The 18,492-nt window shown below is 42.9% G+C and carries 15 protein-coding genes, 1 tRNA gene and 1 pseudogene; 2 read left to right on the top strand and 15 right to left on the bottom strand.

Features of this window, described 5'->3' with window-relative positions; all coding sequences use genetic code 11:
* Positions 1-37 precede the first annotated feature (37 nt).
* Positions 38-1,432 carry an ATP-dependent Clp protease ATP-binding subunit ClpX gene (clpX, locus tag DW981_RS04800; protein ID WP_118506984.1) on the bottom strand — a complete coding sequence of 465 codons (1,395 nt, stop codon included), beginning with the start codon at positions 1,430-1,432 and terminating at the stop codon, positions 38-40.
* A gap of 94 nt (positions 1,433-1,526) precedes the next feature.
* Between clpX and DW981_RS04805 the strand changes: the two genes are divergently transcribed.
* A tRNA-Arg gene (locus tag DW981_RS04805) sits at positions 1,527-1,598 on the top strand.
* 190 nt (positions 1,599-1,788) lie between these two features.
* Positions 1,789-3,483, top strand: coding sequence for a D-alanyl-D-alanine carboxypeptidase family protein (locus DW981_RS04810; protein WP_118506952.1), 1,695 nt, complete (start codon positions 1,789-1,791; stop codon positions 3,481-3,483).
* 181 nt (positions 3,484-3,664) lie between these two features.
* On the opposite strand, the gene DW981_RS04815 is transcribed toward DW981_RS04810, so the two are convergent.
* The 14 genes and pseudogenes from DW981_RS04815 to DW981_RS04880 all read right to left on the bottom strand — a co-directional run bounded on the left by DW981_RS04815 (position 3,665) and on the right by DW981_RS04880 (position 18,453).
* Positions 3,665-4,825: a C40 family peptidase gene (locus tag DW981_RS04815; protein WP_118506953.1), complete on the bottom strand. Its 1,161-nt coding sequence runs from the start codon at positions 4,823-4,825 to the stop codon at positions 3,665-3,667.
* Between the two features lie 244 nt (positions 4,826-5,069).
* The gene (locus DW981_RS04820; protein WP_118506954.1) at positions 5,070-6,200 is read right to left on the bottom strand and encodes a DHHW family protein; all 1,131 of its coding nucleotides are present in this window, start codon (positions 6,198-6,200) and stop codon (positions 5,070-5,072) included.
* A gap of 82 nt (positions 6,201-6,282) precedes the next feature.
* Positions 6,283-7,729, bottom strand: a pseudogene (locus DW981_RS04825) (MBOAT family O-acyltransferase).
* Between the two features lie 36 nt (positions 7,730-7,765).
* Positions 7,766-8,929, bottom strand: coding sequence for a DHHW family protein (locus tag DW981_RS04830; RefSeq protein ID WP_022025087.1), 1,164 nt, complete (start codon positions 8,927-8,929; stop codon positions 7,766-7,768).
* 21 nt (positions 8,930-8,950) lie between these two features.
* The gene (locus tag DW981_RS04835; RefSeq protein ID WP_182434138.1) at positions 8,951-9,508 is read right to left on the bottom strand and encodes a DUF4358 domain-containing protein; all 558 of its coding nucleotides are present in this window, start codon (positions 9,506-9,508) and stop codon (positions 8,951-8,953) included.
* 225 nt (positions 9,509-9,733) lie between these two features.
* Positions 9,734-9,994: a 30S ribosomal protein S18 gene (rpsR, locus tag DW981_RS04840; protein ID WP_022025085.1), complete on the bottom strand. Its 261-nt coding sequence runs from the start codon at positions 9,992-9,994 to the stop codon at positions 9,734-9,736.
* Between the two features lie 37 nt (positions 9,995-10,031).
* Positions 10,032-10,484 carry a single-stranded DNA-binding protein gene (locus DW981_RS04845; protein ID WP_022025084.1) on the bottom strand — a complete coding sequence of 151 codons (453 nt, stop codon included), beginning with the start codon at positions 10,482-10,484 and terminating at the stop codon, positions 10,032-10,034.
* A 20-nt stretch (positions 10,485-10,504) separates the two neighbouring features.
* Positions 10,505-10,792 carry a 30S ribosomal protein S6 gene (rpsF, locus tag DW981_RS04850; protein ID WP_118506956.1) on the bottom strand — a complete coding sequence of 96 codons (288 nt, stop codon included), beginning with the start codon at positions 10,790-10,792 and terminating at the stop codon, positions 10,505-10,507.
* A gap of 174 nt (positions 10,793-10,966) precedes the next feature.
* A complete protein-coding gene (locus DW981_RS04855; protein ID WP_118506957.1) occupies positions 10,967-11,155 on the bottom strand; it encodes a DUF951 domain-containing protein in 189 nt (62 codons plus the stop codon).
* 51 nt (positions 11,156-11,206) lie between these two features.
* Complete coding sequence (locus DW981_RS04860; protein ID WP_118506958.1) at positions 11,207-13,345, bottom strand: ABC transporter substrate-binding protein; 2,139 nt, start codon at positions 13,343-13,345, stop codon at positions 11,207-11,209.
* Between the two features lie 667 nt (positions 13,346-14,012).
* Positions 14,013-14,381: a hypothetical protein gene (locus tag DW981_RS04865; protein WP_118506959.1), complete on the bottom strand. Its 369-nt coding sequence runs from the start codon at positions 14,379-14,381 to the stop codon at positions 14,013-14,015.
* A gap of 32 nt (positions 14,382-14,413) precedes the next feature.
* A complete protein-coding gene (locus tag DW981_RS04870; protein WP_118506960.1) occupies positions 14,414-15,931 on the bottom strand; it encodes an Ig-like domain-containing protein in 1,518 nt (505 codons plus the stop codon).
* Between the two features lie 47 nt (positions 15,932-15,978).
* Positions 15,979-16,461: a Cys-tRNA(Pro) deacylase gene (ybaK, locus tag DW981_RS04875; protein ID WP_118506961.1), complete on the bottom strand. Its 483-nt coding sequence runs from the start codon at positions 16,459-16,461 to the stop codon at positions 15,979-15,981.
* Positions 16,462-16,479: 18 nt separating this feature from the next.
* On the bottom strand, positions 16,480-18,453 hold the full coding sequence (locus DW981_RS04880) for an Ig-like domain-containing protein (protein ID WP_118506962.1): 1,974 nt from the start codon (positions 18,451-18,453) through the stop codon (positions 16,480-16,482).
* Between the last annotated feature and the right edge of the window lie 39 nt (positions 18,454-18,492).

Below are 18,492 nucleotides of genomic sequence, written 5' to 3' on the forward strand. Positions count from 1 at the left end.
TACAATCACTTCTATATATATGCTCACCGTGATCATATTATTCTTGTCGTTGTGTCAATAATTTTGCTTCTCCGCTTTCCCGCATTTCAATACGAGGCGCCCCCTCATGATTAATATAATCTTCCGTGATCGTCACGCGACCGATCAGATCATCTTTCGGGATCTCATACATAATATCCAGCATGAATTTCTCAATGATCGCACGCAAAGCACGCGCGCCTGTCTTTTTCTCTGCCGCCTGCTTAGCAATCGCACGGATTGCACCATCATCAAATTGCAGATCCACCTCATCTAAAGCAAGTAGTTTCTGATATTGCTTCAAAATCGCATTTTTAGGCTGTGTAAGTACTTGTGCCAGCATATCCTCCGTCATTGCCTGGAGCGTAAACACCACCGGAAGACGTCCCAAAAACTCCGGAATCATACCAAATTCCCGCAAATCCTCTGTTGTCACCTGCTCCAAAATATTGGCATCATCATCATATTTGTCTTTGAGTTCTGACATAAAACCAATTGCGGACTGTTTGGTCAAACGATTTTTGATCGTTTTATCCAGCTCCGGAAATGCGCCACCGCAGATAAACAATATATTTCTCGTATTAATTGTTGTCATTGGCACCATGGCATTTTTATTCGTTGCGCCTACCGGCACTTCCACATCGGCACCCTCTAACAGCTTCAACATTCCCTGCTGTACTGACTCGCCGCTGACATCTCGACTCTTGGAATTCTGCTTCTTGGCGATCTTATCAATCTCGTCGATAAAAACAATGCCTCGCTCTGCTTTTTCCACGTCATTGTCTGCCGCAGCAAGCAATTTCGACAAAACACTTTCCACGTCATCACCAATATATCCCGCCTCAGTCAAGGACGTTGCATCTGTGATCGCTAACGGCACCTGCAACAGCCTTGCAAGTGTTTTCACCAGATATGTTTTACCACAGCCGGTTGGTCCGATCATCAGCATATTGGACTTCTCAATCTCAATATCGTCCATAGTATCCGTCAGCACGCGTTTATAATGATTATAGACCGCAACCGACATTACTTTCTTGGCATATTCCTGACCGACTACATATTCATCCAGTCTTCCTTTGATCACATGCGGTGCCGGCAAATGCTGAATATCAAAAACCTCTTCTCCCTCTGCAGCTTTTTTCTTCTCTTTGGGTTTCTTCTTTTTGAGCTTTTGACGTTCCGGAATATCCTCATACTGTGGCGGCTGTGCCATATTAAACATATCCATATACGGCATTCCCATATTCGGAAGTCCTGTCATGGAGTCAAAGGTCTTCTGCATACAATCATTACAAATACAGATTCCCTGTGGCAAACGCATCATTTTACCGGCCTTACTCTCCGGTCTTCTGCATACGTAGCATATATCTTCGTATTCATTATTTTTATCTTTATTGTTGTTCTCTTCTGCCATACTGTTCACTCATGTCCTTTCTATTGTAGCACTGCTCAATCTGCTTTGCATTTCTTGACGCACTCCCTGCACTATGCTAAAATTAGTGCTGTGTGCTCTCATAGTTAAATGGATATAACAGCCCCCTCCTAAGGGGCAGTTGTAGGTTCGATTCCTACTGGGAGTGCTTTTCTTTTCGCATAAAGTGGCTTGTTACAGTATAGCACATTCGGATACGTTTCTTAAACCACTTTATACAAATTTAAGAAGTTCTTACTTTTTTGATATTTGCGTCTCCGCGTACTTTGCGCAAATATTGTTCCACCGCTGTTATTACAGTGGCTTATCTTAAGAGGTGCGCAGAACGGAGGAAAACGTTGAAGCTAAAACGAACGGTTGCTTTGCTGCTTTGTGGTGTCATGCTGCTAACCGGTACCGGAATCACAACCTTAACCATCCCTGCCAACGCTGCAACGGCTCAGGCGACACAGACCAAATGGCCATCCGGACCAAAAAAGGACTCTTTGTCCAGTGATTCGGCAATTGTTATGGAATTGTCAACGGGCACAATATTATATGAAAAAAACTCTCACAAAAAACATTATCCGGCAAGTATTACTAAGATCCTGACATCCATGCTCTTAGCAGAAAATACTTCCATGAATGAAACCGTAACAGTCTCATCAACTGCTGCATATGGTATCGAAACCGGCAGCTCCACTATTTTTTCCGAGCCCGGCGAAAAGTTATCAGTAGAGCAATGCTTGAATGCGATCATGTTGGAATCTGCCAATGAAGTATGTCTGGCAGTTGCCGAACACATTTCCGGCAGTATCAGTAACTTTGTCGGATTAATGAATAAACGCGTAAAAGATCTTGGATTAAAGGATACACACTTTAACAATCCAAATGGCTTGCCTGATCCGAAGCACTACACAACCGCTTATGATATGGCAGTGATCGCCCGACAGGCAATGAAATCTTCCGCCTTTCGCAAAGCCTGTGGTACAAGACGATATGTCTGTGCCAAAACAAATAAGCACAAACAGGAACGCACATGGCAAAATCATCATCAGATGATCAATGGATGGCGGTATCCTAAATACGAATACAAGTATGCCATTGGCGGCAAGACAGGTTACACCCACGTTGCTCAAAACACATTGGTCACTTATGGTGAAAAAAATGGAATGGAACTTGTCTGCGTCATCATGAAAGCTGCCGGACCAAAACAGGGCGAGCCAAACGAATACACGGACACGACCAAATTGTTGAATTATGGGTTTGAAAAGTATCAAAAATACACCGTAAATCAGGAAAATGAGCAGATCAATGCCGATCTGTTTAACAACTATGGCAGTTACTTTAATGCAGACGAGTCTCCGGTCCGCCTGGCGGATGGTGCCTGTGTTGTTCTCCCAAAGGGAATACCACTTTCTGCTGCAAAGCAATCGATCACCTACAATAAAAATGTGAAACTTCATGATGGTGACAATGTGATCGGCCAGATTACTTATACGTATGGCAATAAAACTGTTGGAGCTTCTAACATTATATATACGAACTCTGATTCGACAAAACACTTAGATGAAGCTTCACGAAATCTGGTGAACGCCAAGATTGCAAATATGGAAGCCAATAATTCCAAGCATAAAATACAAAAAAAACTGTTCCGCAATATTGCAGATGCTGCGAATCAGTTGTCCCGCAAGGTAGGAAGCGTTTTTCACAATCAACTTTTAGGAAGTGTGATCATTATCATCATCGCATTGTTATTGATCATCATTATCGCGGTACTGTTGCGCAACCTGACACCAAGCCACAGACGTCGAGGACGCAAACGAAGCGGTGGCTACCAAAGTCGTGGCGGTCGACGTCATCATGCGAAGCAGAAAAAAAACCGCAGCCGCGACGATTTTGCTCCAAGATCAGAACGTCGAAATCACAGCAAGCACTATGAGAAACATACTCCTCGAAAAGAAAATACTAAAAAACGCAAAAAAGGAGTACAGTATCATAAACGCCATAAGCGAACCAAGGAAAGTTTCGGCAAAAACTTCTTTGATTTCTAACTACAAACATCATAAGATAAGCTTTTCAAAATAACGATCCAACGCTTATCCTGCGATAATAAAGAACAACAAAACAGCGCCTCCTCTGAAGTTAATAGAGGAAGCGCTGTTTAATTTGTTTTTACGGTATTTTAATTATATGATGAAATTGAACTTTCGACATCTTGATCATTATATATGATCAACCAAGGATTCTGCGGGCACAGCATGGAGTACGATAAAATGCATTAGCTGTCACAATACCCCATTTCTTGCCGGCTGCATGAACAATACGTCCCCCACCAATATACATAGCCACATGGCCAATGCTGCTGCCATGTTTGTAAAACAACAGATCTCCGGGCTGCAAGCTGCTCATACTTACGCTGCGTCCATATCCGGCCTGTGCTGCTGAGCTGTGTGGAAGGCTATATCCAAACTTCTCATAAATTCTCATAGTAAATCCGGAACAGTCTGCACCACCAGTCAAACTGGTTCCACCCCAAACATAAGGATTGCCGACAAACTGTAATGCATACTTAACAACTGCGCTGCCGCTCTTGCCGGATGGTTCCTTTGCCGTAGATGTTGACTTGGCACTCTCAGAAGCTTTCTTCTGTGCTGCAGATATTGCATGCTTAAATTTCAGTGTTGTAGACACATACTCTTTTGCCACATAACCAACTTTTCCACTGTCTGTCTTAATCTTTACCCAGTCCTTTGAGATACTCTTCACGATAGCATCATCTCCATCCGTAATCTGTGTTACGATATCGGACTTTGTATTCTTTTCTTCGCGCACATTTAAGGTATCTGTTCCCTTTTTAACTACAGCGTAATTCTTACCAAAACGTGTGGACAGTTTCTCTGCACGAGCTCCTGTAGCCACGTACTCTTTCTTAACATATCCGGTTACTTTACCGGAACGGATCTTAACCCAGTCACCTTTTACTTTTAAGATCTTTGCAGAACTTCCACGATGAAGTTTCCCCATCACCTTACTGTCTGTACTTCTGCTCTTACGCACATTAACATAATCTTTAGCAACGGATAAGACCAGGCTGCGATATCTTTTGGCAACAGGCTTTACCGTTGGCTTTGCCGTTGGTGCCGGTGTTATTGTCGGCGTTGTTGTCGGCGTTGCACTTGGAAGCACCGGTCCTACGAACTCATCCGAAACAACTTGATTTAATGTTACACGTTTCTGATTATTAATAGATATTGGTGTCGGTGCAATTGCCGGAGCGACTGTAGCATTCGTAACCTCAGCTCCTGCTGCTGTTTTATCAGCCCCATCTGCTGAAATAAGGCGCTCTCCTCCGGTCCTGCAATCACAACATTCATTCCTATAGTAAGTGCACAAGCAACACTGACCCCCGCTGCTTTCTTCACTAAATTTTTTCTAATCACGATAGTTACCATACCTTTCACCTGTAATTTGTTACAAATATGTTACATTTCATTACAAATTATAACAACATTATTAAATTTTGTCAAATGATATTACATGATTACCAAAAAAAGGCAGCGCCCGATCGTATATTAACCATGAAATCCCTATGTGAATACATCATTCCCTTTATACATATGATTTTCGTCCAACTCTTCTATTTTGTAAGTTTCCATATATTATTATCTTCTGCAAAATTGCTCATTTCATACAAAAATAAGATTTCCGCATCTTTCTTCTGCTGTAGAATGTTTATTACAGATTTTCGGTAATACCGTAAATCGATCATAGTTACCTGATCATATTGTTCCAGCAAAAAAGGCACCAGACAGTTGGCAAAAGAATCCTTAAACACGATCAGATTCTTTCCTGTGTGATTTTGTTCTGACATCTTGATCGTCACTTCCCCATAATTTCCGCCAAAAAAGTACGCATATTTATCCTTCGTACTACATCTACGGGCATCATAGATCGTATGCTTTTCTTTGCCATCGCACACCACCGAAGAAATCTCCGGTAAATGATCCGCCGCATAGATCGTATCCGCTTTGGCATCTGCACCAAGCACACGGGAATGTAATGTTCCCAAAAAGTTTTTGCTGACCATCTTAGGCTTAAAATGCTCATAGGGCTGTTTTGTCAAGTGTAACGGCTGACAAAGCTGCTGATAGCCCACATAAGCTCCTGCCAAAGTCCAGTGATGATCTGTGCGGTAATACAATTGTTCCGACTTTTTCTGTTCATTCATTGCCTGTCCAATGTCTACAAATGTAGTCTGCTTGCATACCGAACCGGCAGCACGATACAGCGCCGCAGCCTGATAAAACGGTGCCTGCGCAGGCAACTTGTCTGCCAATATCGTTCCGGCGTCAGGTACAAGAAGCAGCGTGGATTTTGACGCTCTCTGACTCCCCACATATTCCACATATCGCAGATTTTCCATATAGCGAAACATATCTATAGAATCTTCGGTCTTTTTGGCCAGATAATAATGATCTTTTCCCAAATAGGTGTCTCCAATATCCTTCTGCCCCATCATACGTTTGCATATAGATGCGGTTGCCGTAAGCCCATCTCTCCCGGGAAATTGGTCATCTGCGCCTTTCTCTAATTTTTCCTGATATTGTCCCTGCACGAAACTATTAAGTGAAAATGCGGGGATCTGCTGCAAAACACGATTTTCATTTTCCGAAAAATGTTTTGCCGGTCTGATAAACATGGTTATGCCAAGTGTAAACAGGCCTCCTATGATCAGCCCAAAATATATCATATACCAGTGACGTTTCATTCTAATCCTCCATTCCGCAGACGTTCCACGGCAAAGGACCGCTCACAAAACAGGAGATTTTGCTCTGCGATCAATGCTACTTTCAAAATCTGAAGTACAAAAACGGATTATACGATCCGCTTACTAAAAATGCCACACTGCAATACAACACCAACACCGTAAATATACTTGCCGCCACAAATCGTATCTGTTCCTGATGAGACGAGATCGCATCTATAAGCTTCAGCCGTGTCCAGCCCTTACGAAGCAGCTGTTTAGGCAGTTTTGTTGATCCAATGATCAATACGATCAAAAGAGGGATGTGGGTATACCATTGATATATAGCTGTCTGGTTGTACAATGCTCCGTTCGCACCAAACATCGTAAGAAAATAACGTCCCAGATCCGCAATATTCTCATTGGCAAAGATCACCCAGCCAAATAAAACGACCAGGCAGGTATAAACATGCTGCAGCCATCCCGGCAATTGTTCCAATTTTTCTCCTAAAAATATTTTTTCTATGGTAAGCAAAATAAAATAGTAAATGCCCCACAATACAAAGTTCCAAGACGCCCCGTGCCAAAGCCCGGTCAGGCTCCAAACTACAAACAAATTCCATATCTGTCTGGTTCTGCCCCGTCGATTCCCCCCTAGCGAATATACAAATATTCACGGAACCATGTGCTAAGCGTTATATGCCAGCGACGCCAAAACTCCGTAATACTTTTTGAAATATACGGATATTTGAAGTTTCCGGAAATGTAAATCCGAAAATATGCCCCAGTCCAATTGCCATATCCGAATAACCCGAAAAATCAAAATATATTTGAAACATAAACGCAATGGCCCCAAGCCATGCCCCTAATACCGTCCCGGTCTTCTGCGTCGATATTTCTGTCCACAATGCACCGATCTGATTTGCAAGCAAAACCTTTTTGCCCAGTCCGATAATAAAACGCTGCAGACCTGCTGCCATTTTTGCCGGAACCAGTACACGATCGTTCATCTGCTGTTCCACCGATGCATACCGCACGATCGGCCCTGCGATCAACTGCGGAAACATACTGACATACATTCCAAATGCGATCAGGTTATGCTGCGCTTTCACTTTCTGCCGATACACGTCAATTGTGTAAGACATAGTTTGAAATGTGTAAAACGATATTCCAATTGGCAGTGCAAGCTTCCATATATGTATGTCTGTCCCCGTCAGATCCCTCAATGAAATCAACAAAAATTCCGTGTACTTAAAAAAGCAGAGAATCCCAAGATTCCCTACAACAGATACGGTTAATACAATCTTTCTATATTTTTGATAATTGACAAAACGCTCTTTATTCGCCAAAAAATATTCCAACAATAAACCATTGGTATAATCAAATACCGTAGAAAATAACATGATCCATATATATACCGGCTCGCCCCATGCATAAAAGAACAAGCTAACTGCAAATAGCAGTCCATTACGCAATTTTGCCGGACAAATAATATACAATGCGATCACTGCCGGCAAAAATAAAAACAAAAACACAACACTGCTAAATACCATAGTTATCCTCTCTTCTGCCTTGTTACCATACAAAGATCAGCGAATCTGTTGATTAAGTTTACCAACCAGATACGAATTGCGCGTCATGGAAATGTTGTTGATAAAAAAGATTTTCTGTATCTTTTTGTCTTTTACCAAATGTGATAACTTCCCATTCCAATAACGATAGTCAATGACATATATTTTGGAAAAATGATCGGTCAAATATGGTACAAGTGCATTTCCAAACGATTCTTTCACCACAACACAACTGGAAGAATCCTTGATGTTCTTATTGGTGATCACCGTATACGCATTATCTCCCTCCAAAAATGCCAAATATTTGTTGCTGATTCCATATTTCGACGAGTCCGCAATAACATGTCCATTCACTATTTTGCCGGATTCGTTCTGATATTTCATGCTGATCTTATCGCTCACCGGGTAATAAGCTGCCAGCTCATCTTTGCGAAAATTTTTATCGCCATTGGTGTCACCATAATATGTACCAATAAAACTTCCAAATTTCTTCTTCTCATATTCTGATAACGCATGTGGTGAAATGCCAAGTTTCTCGCAAATTCCCACATATCCATAATACGCCCCTTTGGACGTCCAGTGATGATCTGTACGATAATAAACATACTCCTGTCGGTGCTGCATCAATGCATCATACAACGATATCGTCTGCACGGATTTTTCCAGCTTTGCAAAGATTTTCTTGATTGCCTTGTCCTGCGGTGTTGAATTAACATGTGCTAATTTATTGTCCGGCATGGTGATTCCTACACTCGTTGGGATAATGATGTCATAAATTGTTGCAGAAGAACCATACAGTTTGGCCGCTTTATTAATTGCTTTTGCATAAGAAGACGCAATGGATGGCACATAGTTATAAAGTTCATAGCCGGTATCTCCAATCACAACAGTTGCCGTGTCCTCATATATCTTCATTTTGTCATGTGACGTAATTTCTGCATATCCACCCTGTGGTGTTGCTGTCGGCGTTGCTGTCGGCATCGCTGTCGGAGTCTGTCTGTTCTTCTCAGCCTGTTTTTTATGTGTTGTATTAGAACCTTTATCTTCCTTAAGCGCATGAGAAATAACCAGAGTTTCTTCTGTCTTGTGAGGCTTTGCCCGCCATAACAGGACTCCACAAATAACAATCAAGCATACTGCCACCGCCAAACCAATTATCTTCCCTTGCCTAAACCTTCCCATACCTAACCTCTTCCGTATATACTATTTATCCGCCTCGAATGCATCCACGATCTTATTTTGGGCGGTCTCATAGTCATCTGTAACGCAAGCAACAACATACTTTCCGCATCGTATGATAACCGCATTTTCAATCTTATCTGCCTGTTTCGGAATATAGTCTTCAAAGGAATGCTTCATCTCTTTGAGATGTTGTTCTACTGCTCCCTGATCTTTCTTAGCTTTCTCTTCTGAGGAAGCGGTGACCACCAGCACTTCATCGGAATATGTTCCTTCTCCCATATATAAAGCTGCTTTGGAATCTTTCTGCAACGATACGATTCCCTCCACAACGCTATCATCCATTAAATTAAGCTTCGTTTCGTATTTTATGTCCTGAAGCAGTATCTTTGTTAACGCCTCTATATTCACCTTTTTATCGGACACGTTATTCACTTTTTTCTGTGTTGCCAGTGCTTTCTGTACAGCTGGCTCTTTTACACCTGTTGCTTGCCACTGGACAATCCCCCAGATAAATACTGCTGCAATAAAAATTGCCATCGCAGTCAACATCTGCATTCTATTATTCGTCTTTTGGTTCATTTGCGGCTGCTCCTTTAAATTGCAAGACATATATTATCATTAGTACACATCTTCATAATGTCCCTAAACATACATATTTGCGTACATTTTATCTTAGCATACTTCCAACTATCGTGCAAGAGATGCGGCGCACCGCTGATAGATATTGTGGTCAAAAAATAAGAAAAAAAGAGCTTCTGCATATCGCAGAAGCTCATAATGATCGCTCCTATAAACTAACCAAAATTAATCAGTTGTATAAGGCATAATTGCTACGTGACGTGCACGCTTAACTGCAACTGTTAACGCACGCTGATGCTTTGCACAGTTACCTGTAATTCTTCTTGGAAGAATCTTGCCTCTCTCGGAGACATATCTCTTTAACTTATTTACATCCTTGTAGTCGATATAATCATGCTCTTTGTCTGCACAGAAAGCACAAACTTTTTTTCTTCTACGCATTGGTCTTCTTCTTGAAGCATTGTTATCGCCTTTATTGTATGCCATTACGAAACCTCCTTAATAATTTGTGTCTATCAGTCCATCACACCTTGAATGGTAATTCCTCTTCAATGGCATCCGGAATATTCATAAATCCGTCGCCTGCAGCCTGTGTCGGCTCTGGTCTGGATGGTGCTGCCTGCTGATAACCGCCGGCATTATTTGCAGATGCTGCTTTGCTCTCCGCAAATTCCTGATTTTCCACTACAACATCTGTAGTATAGACACGTTGTCCATCTTTGTTGGTATAGCTTCCTGTCTGAATGCGACCCTCAGCTATGATCTTAGTGCCCTGATGAAGATAATTCTCTGCAAACTCAGCCCCTCTGCCAAAAACCACACAGTTAATGAAATCTGCAGTCTGCTCATCTCCCTGGCGTTTAAAACGACGGTCTACCGCAAGTGTATATCTTGCAACCGCTGTCTGATTCTCTCCTGAAGAATAACGAACTTCAGGATCTCTGGTCAATCTACCACATAAAATAACCTTATTCATGAAGGAAACACCTTCCTTTCTTATGCTTCCTGTCTAACGCATAAGTATCTCAGAACATTGTCCATGATTCGAACAGCCTGCTCCAACTCGCCCGGAACAGTTGCCTCGCCATCAAACTTGATGAAGTAGTAGTAGCCCTCTTTCATGTGCTGAATCTCGTAAGCAAGTTTCTTCTTGCCCCACTCTTCAACCTCTGTGATAGTACCGCCGAATTTGGTTACATAATCCTTTGCCTTCTCGACAGTTGCTACTCTTGCATCTTCCTCGATCTTAGCATCGACAACTAACGCTAACTCATATTTGTTCATAGTCGTCTGTACCTCCTTTTGGTCTCTGGCTCTTTCCCGGCTGCGATTCTGTGACTTTCGGAATCGGTGTCTTTCAAAACACATGCCCCACTGGAAAGAACAAGGAAAAATTAACATGTCACATTTCTCTATTATAGCAGAACTTTACAACCTCTGCAACAACTTTTTTTCTGCTTATTGGCCACTCCGGGATACAAATCCGCGGAACGCCTTTTCTACCTGCTTCCGCGGAAGCATTATCTGGTGGCCGCATCCGGTGCAGCGAATGCGGATATCCATCCCTACACGTCTAAGCTCCCACGCATTTGTTCCGCACGGATGTGATTTCTTCATTTTGATAACATCGCCTACTTTTAAATCCATCCATTCCCTCCTTATGGTCACATCGACAAGCACTATTTCCATCACAAAATCCTAATTTTCTGCCTTCATATCTATATTTTGAATTTCTCGCATCCAGCTATAGAACATTGTCGTATTTTTTGTCATAGACTTCGAACGGATACGGCTGCTGCTATATAACATTGTTGTACTCTTTTGGTGAACAGACACTTCCACTATCATTGCATAAATCTCGTCAAACGCTTTTTGTGTCCATTTTTTCTGCTTTTCCTTGTTTATGGTTTGATCGGACTTGTTGATCGCTTTCATCAGCTCTGCATTTTCCAAAAATGCAAATCTCTCTGCAAGATCCGGATTGCTGCTCATCTCTTCCTCGGCGTACCACAATGCTATTGAGGATTTCTTGGCAAATACATTTCCGCGGCGAAGATTTGCGACTTTCTTATTCAATTTATCTACTGTTGTAGTATGAATTTGTATTGTAATGCCAATCCCTTGCAGATCACTCGCAACCGCCGTGGCCAGCTGATATCCGACTGTATCCGTTCCACCGGCTAATTCCATTGAAAACAACGTCTTTGCACCCGCAGGAGCTGCAGTTACTTTGCCATCCTCTACTGTATATCCCGCTTTTTCCAACCATTTAAGTGCAGTCTGCTGTGCCTCTTCCCGCTTTTGATCAACCGCATCATCTGTCTTATAGATCTGCTCTTTGCCATCCGGCGTCTCTGCATAGCAAAGTTTATCCTCATTTGGCTGCTCCGGAGACAACCACGAATCCTTTGCCGCCTGTGCATTTACACTGGTAAGTTTTGCACCTTCTGTTTCCATCTGCACTCCCCGACATGCGCTAACTACCATGGCGATCGCATGCCGTAAAGCCGCTGATTGCTCACTAAACGGCTCATTATTTATGCATACCCGGTATGGATTGAGACCCCAATATGCATATGATGCATTGGCACTTTGACAGGTGTTGATCTCATTGCCGGACATTTTCCCATTTCCGTTGATTTCACCAATTGCCTCAAGGTCAGACTGAGTCAAAGCCAAAGATGCCACATCTACTGTTTGTCCTTTCATCTCCTCGGCAAGTTTCGCTCCGGTCAGATCCTCATCCTTAAACAGTTTTGTGAGATCCTTTAGCTGCACGTACGTGATTTTTGGGCAGCCTTGATAATACAGCTCATTCGCCATGAAATATGCAATTCCACTGTCATATTTCACAAATCGATACGCTCCGGCTCCAACCGGTGAACTCTTATTAGCGCGAATTGCAGAGAGATCTCCTCTCTTAAATCCAAACTTATTTGCGTTATAACTATATTTTGTTGTATCTCCATAATAATGCAGCGGGCAGATCGGAATCTGCAGCTTTTCCTCAAATCTGCTGTCATAGCCTGTTGTATAAATACGCAATTCGTAATCATTAAGGCGTTTGATTCCTTCGATACTGTTTACCCTCGTTTTTTTCTTTGCCTGCTTCGCCATCAAATAACGCGCCTGCCTTTCGAGCGCACTTTCATACCCGCTCTCATCGCTGCTATGCTTCTGCATCCATTTCTGCAGTGCTGCCGGCTTCTTACGAATATACTTTTTCACCTGCTTGTCCGTATACGATTCTGCCCGAGCATTATTTGCCTGATAATTCAGCAGCCCACGGATATTACTGCTTTTTAGCTGCACATTGCCGTCATAATCATTGTCACAAAATGCATAAAGCGAAAAAATCACATCGTCAATAGTGATCGGCTGGCCGTCACTAAACAGAAGATCATCTCGGATCGTAATACGATATACCGTATAGTTCGCTTTGGTACGTCGTGCCTTTTTAATATCCGCAATTCCATAATACGTATAGTTCTCATCGTTGTATTCACGAAGCTCTCCATCAATCCCCTTTTCCACCAGCCGACCGGCGCGATCCGTGTCAAACAGTTTGGTCTGCGTCAAATTCATGACCTGTTCATCAGACGCAGCCTGTGCCAAAAACGGATTGAAATTTTTATCAAGTCTGCCACAGCCAATAATCAGCGGAACCTCTGACTGCTGCTTACCTTTTCCTTCTGCCTTAGCAGTACCGTTCTTAACTTCTGCTGTTGACTGCACATATGGTTTCTTCGCTTTTTTCTGCTTGCCACAGCCGGTTACCCCAAATACCATGGATGCCGCCAATAACGCAGCTAAACATTTTTTCCCTATATTAATCATGCTTGTCCTCCATTTACTCTTACCTCGGATCCTCACTACTTAACTCAAACTTCTGTCGTTTGAACAGATAATTTTGCATTGTCATATTACCATTATATTTCCAAGGTGTCAAAAGAGCTCCTGATGTCTTGCGTGGAAAACTCTTTACAGAACTTTATTCGGCTTTGGATAGCTTTATTTGACGTTGCAGGGCTTTATTACTCCTTACAGAGCTTATAATGAAAAAAGCAACCCTTTCGGATTGCTTCTCTTCACGCACTGTATGTTTCAATCTGCTCCCACCCAGTACAACGAATAATATAGACTATCCGTTGTGTTAATACTTATGTACTCCTACCACCTTATGTATACATGCGCTCATATATACCGGGCATACGCAGCGACAGCCCTCACCTTTTTTGTCTGCCTCCTGCATATGGACGGATTTTGAAAATGTCTTCTGTAGTCATTTCCAATGTAGTTCAATGAATAATCTGCGATAATTGCTCAATCGCATTTTTATTCTTACTAAAACATTTTCGTAGACTTATAATAACATATTTTATCAAAAAAGGCAATAAAATTTTACATTTTATTGCCTTTTTTTACATATTATTTCCGTATTTTTCTGCAGTATTTTGACAAATAGTCACTGACAGATCATAGCTTCTTTTGATTCGAAAACGGATTACAGCGCGGATACCCTGTCTACAAAATCAATTACCATATTAGGATAGTAAACAGCCTTACCTGCACTCTCTGTGTAGACGCTTGCTCCGATACCACAGATTGCGTAATTTGCACTGATCAGCGTGTTACGTGCATCGTTGCTTTCGATAACGCTATTTGCGAATCCGATGGCATCCATATTACCGATCATAATACGTTCGCCCCAATTATTGAATGATAGTCCTGCGTTCTCCAATGCTGCCTTGCTCAGTTCTGGATTCCTTCCAACATTAGCCGCATCGATACATCCCTCATCTGCGAGCTCTTTGCTATACGCACGTGCCACATTGGAAACCTTTGTGTTTTTGCGTAACGCTTTGTCATCCACAGCACGTACTCCGGTGTTGACCAAATATGCATTTAAGATTTCGAGGTCTCTGTTTCCATTTCTGTCAACACGTCCGCAGAATAATTCATTGGCAGCGTTGTCTCTCTACACTTCGTCATATCTGCGATCGAATATGCATTGTTGAAGATCTGAATGCTGTATACCTTGTCATCTCCATAAGCGTCCGCAAATGCAATGATCGTTGCATTGTCGACATCCTTACTGTATGCTGCCGCATTGCCGGCTGTTGTTTTGTACCAGTCTACATCAACCCATCCATTAGAAACCAACGTAGCTGCAGATGTTCCATAAGACACTGTTCCATCAAAATTCATTGATGACGCATTACCGCTAATACCAACTACAATATCATCCTTCAGGTAGATCAAAATATATGTGCTGTATTTTTCATCAAAACTCTTATCAGTATCATTACCACCGGCACGGAATGCAATAACATCAAAGCCCTGTGGCGATTTTGCGGTACGTTTAACATCTGTTTTTAATGATCCAAGTACCGTGTTTACTTCATCTCTGGTCAATCCCAAAGCAAGTTGGTAACCAGCAATCGTAAACGCTTTTTTTCCATTCAGGTTAACATTTTGTCCTGCATTCCCGGATGGTGTTGCTGTCGGTTTTACTGTTGGTGTTGCTGTCGGTTTTACCGTTGGTGTCGCTGTCGGTTTTACCGTTGGTGTCGCGGTCGATTTTACCGTTGGTGTCGCGGTCGGTTTTACCGTTGGTTTTACTGTTGGCGTTGCGGTCGGTGTGGCACTTGGTTGCGGTGCTGCACTTGGTGTTGGTGCCGGTGTCACTGTCGGACTTGCACTTGGCTTCGCCGTCTGCGTTGGTGTTGCTGTTGGTTTTGTTGTCGGTGCAGTGCTTGGACTCGCTGTTGGCTTCACTATTGGTGCGGCACTCGGGCTCGGAGTTGTTGTCCGTGCAGGTGTCGGCAGTGGCGCTGCACTTGGCATTTTCGTTGGCGTTGCTGTCGGTGCGCTGCTTGGACTCGCCGTTGGCGTTGCAGTCGGCGCTGTCGTTGGTTTCACTGTCGGCACCATCGTTGGTTTCACCGTTGGAGCTATAGTCGGTTTTGCCGTCACATCCATAGTCGGACTAACATTGGTCGTCTCTGATGGTTGTACTATTGCGGTTGGCTTCGGTGTCACTACCCGCACCGGAGTGGCAACAGGCATTGGTTTTGGTCTCCTAATAACTATCTTTTTCGGCAATACTCGAACGTGACAAACCAATTTCTTTTTGCCTACTTTTGCAACAATTTTTGTTATTCCTATCCTTTTCGCCCTTACCAGTCCTTTTTTACTGACTGTCGCTATTTTTTTCTTACTGGATTTCCACTTTACCTTCTGCTTTTTCTTTAAATTTTTCACTTTGAGCTGTTTTTTGGCCCCGGCGCGCAAAGTTATCGTTTTTTTGTTGAGCTTTGGCGCCTTTGCTGCCTCGGCGAGCATAACCGATGATGTGGAAGTTACCACTAATGCCGCCGCCAGCACGCCGCACCAAGCTCTTGTGCATGATTTCTTTTTCACTTCTTTCTCCTTCCTCCAACTATCTGTCAACAGTTACATTTAATACCTCACTCTTCTTTAATAATATCCGCAAAAGTCGCCCCGGATGCCTTCGCTAAATCCTCCGGCTGCAGAAGAATCTGTACGCCTCTTCTTCCTCCGCTCACAGCAATCTTGTCCTGCTGTTTTGCACTCTCATGAATCACTGTTGTATACTGCTTTTTCATACCGATCGGAGTACATCCTCCGCGAATATAACCGGTCACTTTGTTGATCTCTTTGACCGGCACCATTTCCACATGCTTTTCACCAACTGCACGTGCCGCCTTTTTCATATCAAGCTCACGATGCACCGGTATTGCATATACATAATAGTTGCCGCTCTTGCCCAATGTAACTAAAGTCTTAAATGTCATTTCGTAATCCTGCCCAAGTTTGTCAGCGACATCCATTCCGTCAACAAATTCTTCACATTCATAATTCATCAACTCATACGGAATCTTTTGCCGATCCAACATTCTCATCGCATTGGTTTTTACTTCTTTACCCATGATGTCATCCTCTTTTACTTAAATTAATTTTACCTTATCGATAAGATCAATAACAAGGTTTGGATAATACACTGTTCCGTCATTATATGCACCGGCGCCCAGGCCCATAACAGCGTAATCTCCACTCCATAATAATGCTCTGGCACCACTGCTCTCGATCATACTGTTAGCAAATCCGATAGCATCCATGTTGCCGATCAAAACACGCTCTCCCCATGCGCCAGGTGCTATCCCTGCGGCACGGATCGACGATCTAATATCACTACTGGATCTTGAGGCATCACTTGCATCAATAATTCCTGCTGAAACAATCTCGCTGCTATAAGATTTGGCTGCTGCGCTAAGCTTCGTATTAATACGGAATGCGCTTTGTCCCTGATTTACCAAATATGCATTCAAAAGTTCTCCGCTTTCGGTTGCCATTGCGGTCTGCACCTCTGCCGGATATTTTAACTGCAATGTCGTTTCACTGACCTTTGTCATATCATCCACCAAAAAGCTGTCGCTAAATGCCTGAATACAATATACCTGGTTGCTTCCGAGTGCATCCACAAATGCGATAACTTCCGTTCCCTTGATCGTCTTTGTATATGCACCGGCTGCACTGCCTGCCAAATACCAGTCAACGCTGGTCCAGCCATTCGATGCTAATGTACTCGCCGGCGTTCCATAAGATACCTCGCCTGCATAAGACATTCCCGGTGCAATTGCTGTAATTCCGATCACTTCATTATCCTGCAAATATGCCAAAATATAAGTGCTATATTTCTGATCATATTGGTTGCCGCTCAGGCTGGAATTATTGCCATTCTCACGAAATGCGATCACATCAAATCCCTGTGGAGATTTTTCTTCACGTTTCACGTCAGTTGACTTACTTGCCAGTGCATTATTAAACGCTGTCTTTGTCATTCCAACCGAAAGCTGTCTGTTTCCTACCGTCAGTCCTGATAAACTTGGTGCTGCTGTTGGCGTCACTGACGGCGTTTTGCTTGGAGCTGACGTTGGGGTACCGGTTGGCGCATTCGTTGGTGCCGGCGTTGGAGTACTGGTAGTGCCACTCGTTGGTGCTGGCGTCGGAGTACTGGTAGTACCACTCGTTGGTGTCGCACTTGGTGCTGCACTTGCAGATGGCTCCGGTGTCTTCTGTGCCGCTCCCTGTACTATGATCTTATCCGAATTCAAATAATATACGGTTTCTGTCATATTATCAACCAAACGCACATAAATCGTATTTACCGTACCTGTCTGCAAAGTAAAAGACTGATCATTTCTAGGATGATTTTGCCAAAAACCTTGTCCAAACTCTTCTCCTTCGTGACTTTTCAGTTCATCCAAAGACACCTCTCTACCGTAAGTATTCGTATAATACAAAGAGCCGTCAAAAATATCTGTGTAACCAATTCGGATTGTTGCCGCTTCGGTTACTGTTACATCCTTCAACGGTCTGTGGTATGCATTCCACGTCGTTGCCACATTATCATTCAAAATGATCTTCGCTGTCGTTGGGTCTCCCTCTTCCGAAGGTTGCGTTGTCTGCGAAGGATTGTCGGATACCTGTGGATTCTTGCTTGGTAAAGTTCCCGGATTAGCAGTTACTTTCGCCGTAGCTTTTGGCTTAGCAGTTACTTTTGCCACAGCTTTTGGCTTAGACGTAACTTTCGCCTTTTTCTTTGCCTTGACAACAACTTTACAGGTATACTTCTTTTTGCCGATTTTGGCAACAATTTTAGCCGTTCCTTTTTTCTTCGCTTTGACAACACCCTTCTTAGTTACTGTCGCAATTTTTTTCTTCGAAGAAGACCACTTTACTTTCTTTTTGGTCCCTTTCACCTTCAATTTAGCCTTTTTACCAACAGTCAATACAAGCTTTTTCTTGTTTAGCTTGACCTTTGCCTTGGCATCAGTCTGCTGCCCCGGTACAAACACCGATGTGATCACTAACGCTCCGGCAAGCACAAGGCTCATCCATTTCTTTCTCTCTTTTTTCATGCTATTTCCACATTCCTTTCTCTGCCCGCTGGCTTGTCA

It is taken from the genome of Clostridium sp. AM49-4BH, assembly GCF_003478335.1.
GTDB lineage: Bacteria > Bacillota > Clostridia > Lachnospirales > Lachnospiraceae > Butyribacter.

Excerpts from the sequence above, each read along its gene's own strand:
- rpsR (WP_022025085.1), bottom strand. The coding sequence starts at position 9,994 with ATGGCATACAATAAAGGCGATAACAATGCTTCAAGAAGAAGACCAATG.
- DW981_RS04845 (WP_022025084.1), bottom strand. The coding sequence starts at position 10,484 with ATGAATAAGGTTATTTTATGTGGTAGATTGACCAGAGATCCTGAAGTT.
- DW981_RS04835 (WP_182434138.1), bottom strand. The coding sequence starts at position 9,508 with ATGAACCAAAAGACGAATAATAGAATGCAGATGTTGACTGCGATGGCA.
- DW981_RS04855 (WP_118506957.1), bottom strand. The coding sequence starts at position 11,155 with ATGGATTTAAAAGTAGGCGATGTTATCAAAATGAAGAAATCACATCCG.
- DW981_RS04880 (WP_118506962.1), bottom strand. The coding sequence starts at position 18,453 with ATGAAAAAAGAGAGAAAGAAATGGATGAGCCTTGTGCTTGCCGGAGCG.
- DW981_RS04860 (WP_118506958.1), bottom strand. The coding sequence starts at position 13,345 with ATGATTAATATAGGGAAAAAATGTTTAGCTGCGTTATTGGCGGCATCC.
- rpsF (WP_118506956.1), bottom strand. The coding sequence starts at position 10,792 with ATGAACAAATATGAGTTAGCGTTAGTTGTCGATGCTAAGATCGAGGAA.
- clpX (WP_118506984.1), bottom strand. The coding sequence starts at position 1,432 with ATGGCAGAAGAGAACAACAATAAAGATAAAAATAATGAATACGAAGAT.
- DW981_RS04830 (WP_022025087.1), bottom strand. The coding sequence starts at position 8,929 with ATGGGAAGGTTTAGGCAAGGGAAGATAATTGGTTTGGCGGTGGCAGTA.
- DW981_RS04820 (WP_118506954.1), bottom strand. The coding sequence starts at position 6,200 with ATGAAACGTCACTGGTATATGATATATTTTGGGCTGATCATAGGAGGC.
- ybaK (WP_118506961.1), bottom strand. The coding sequence starts at position 16,461 with ATGGGTAAAGAAGTAAAAACCAATGCGATGAGAATGTTGGATCGGCAA.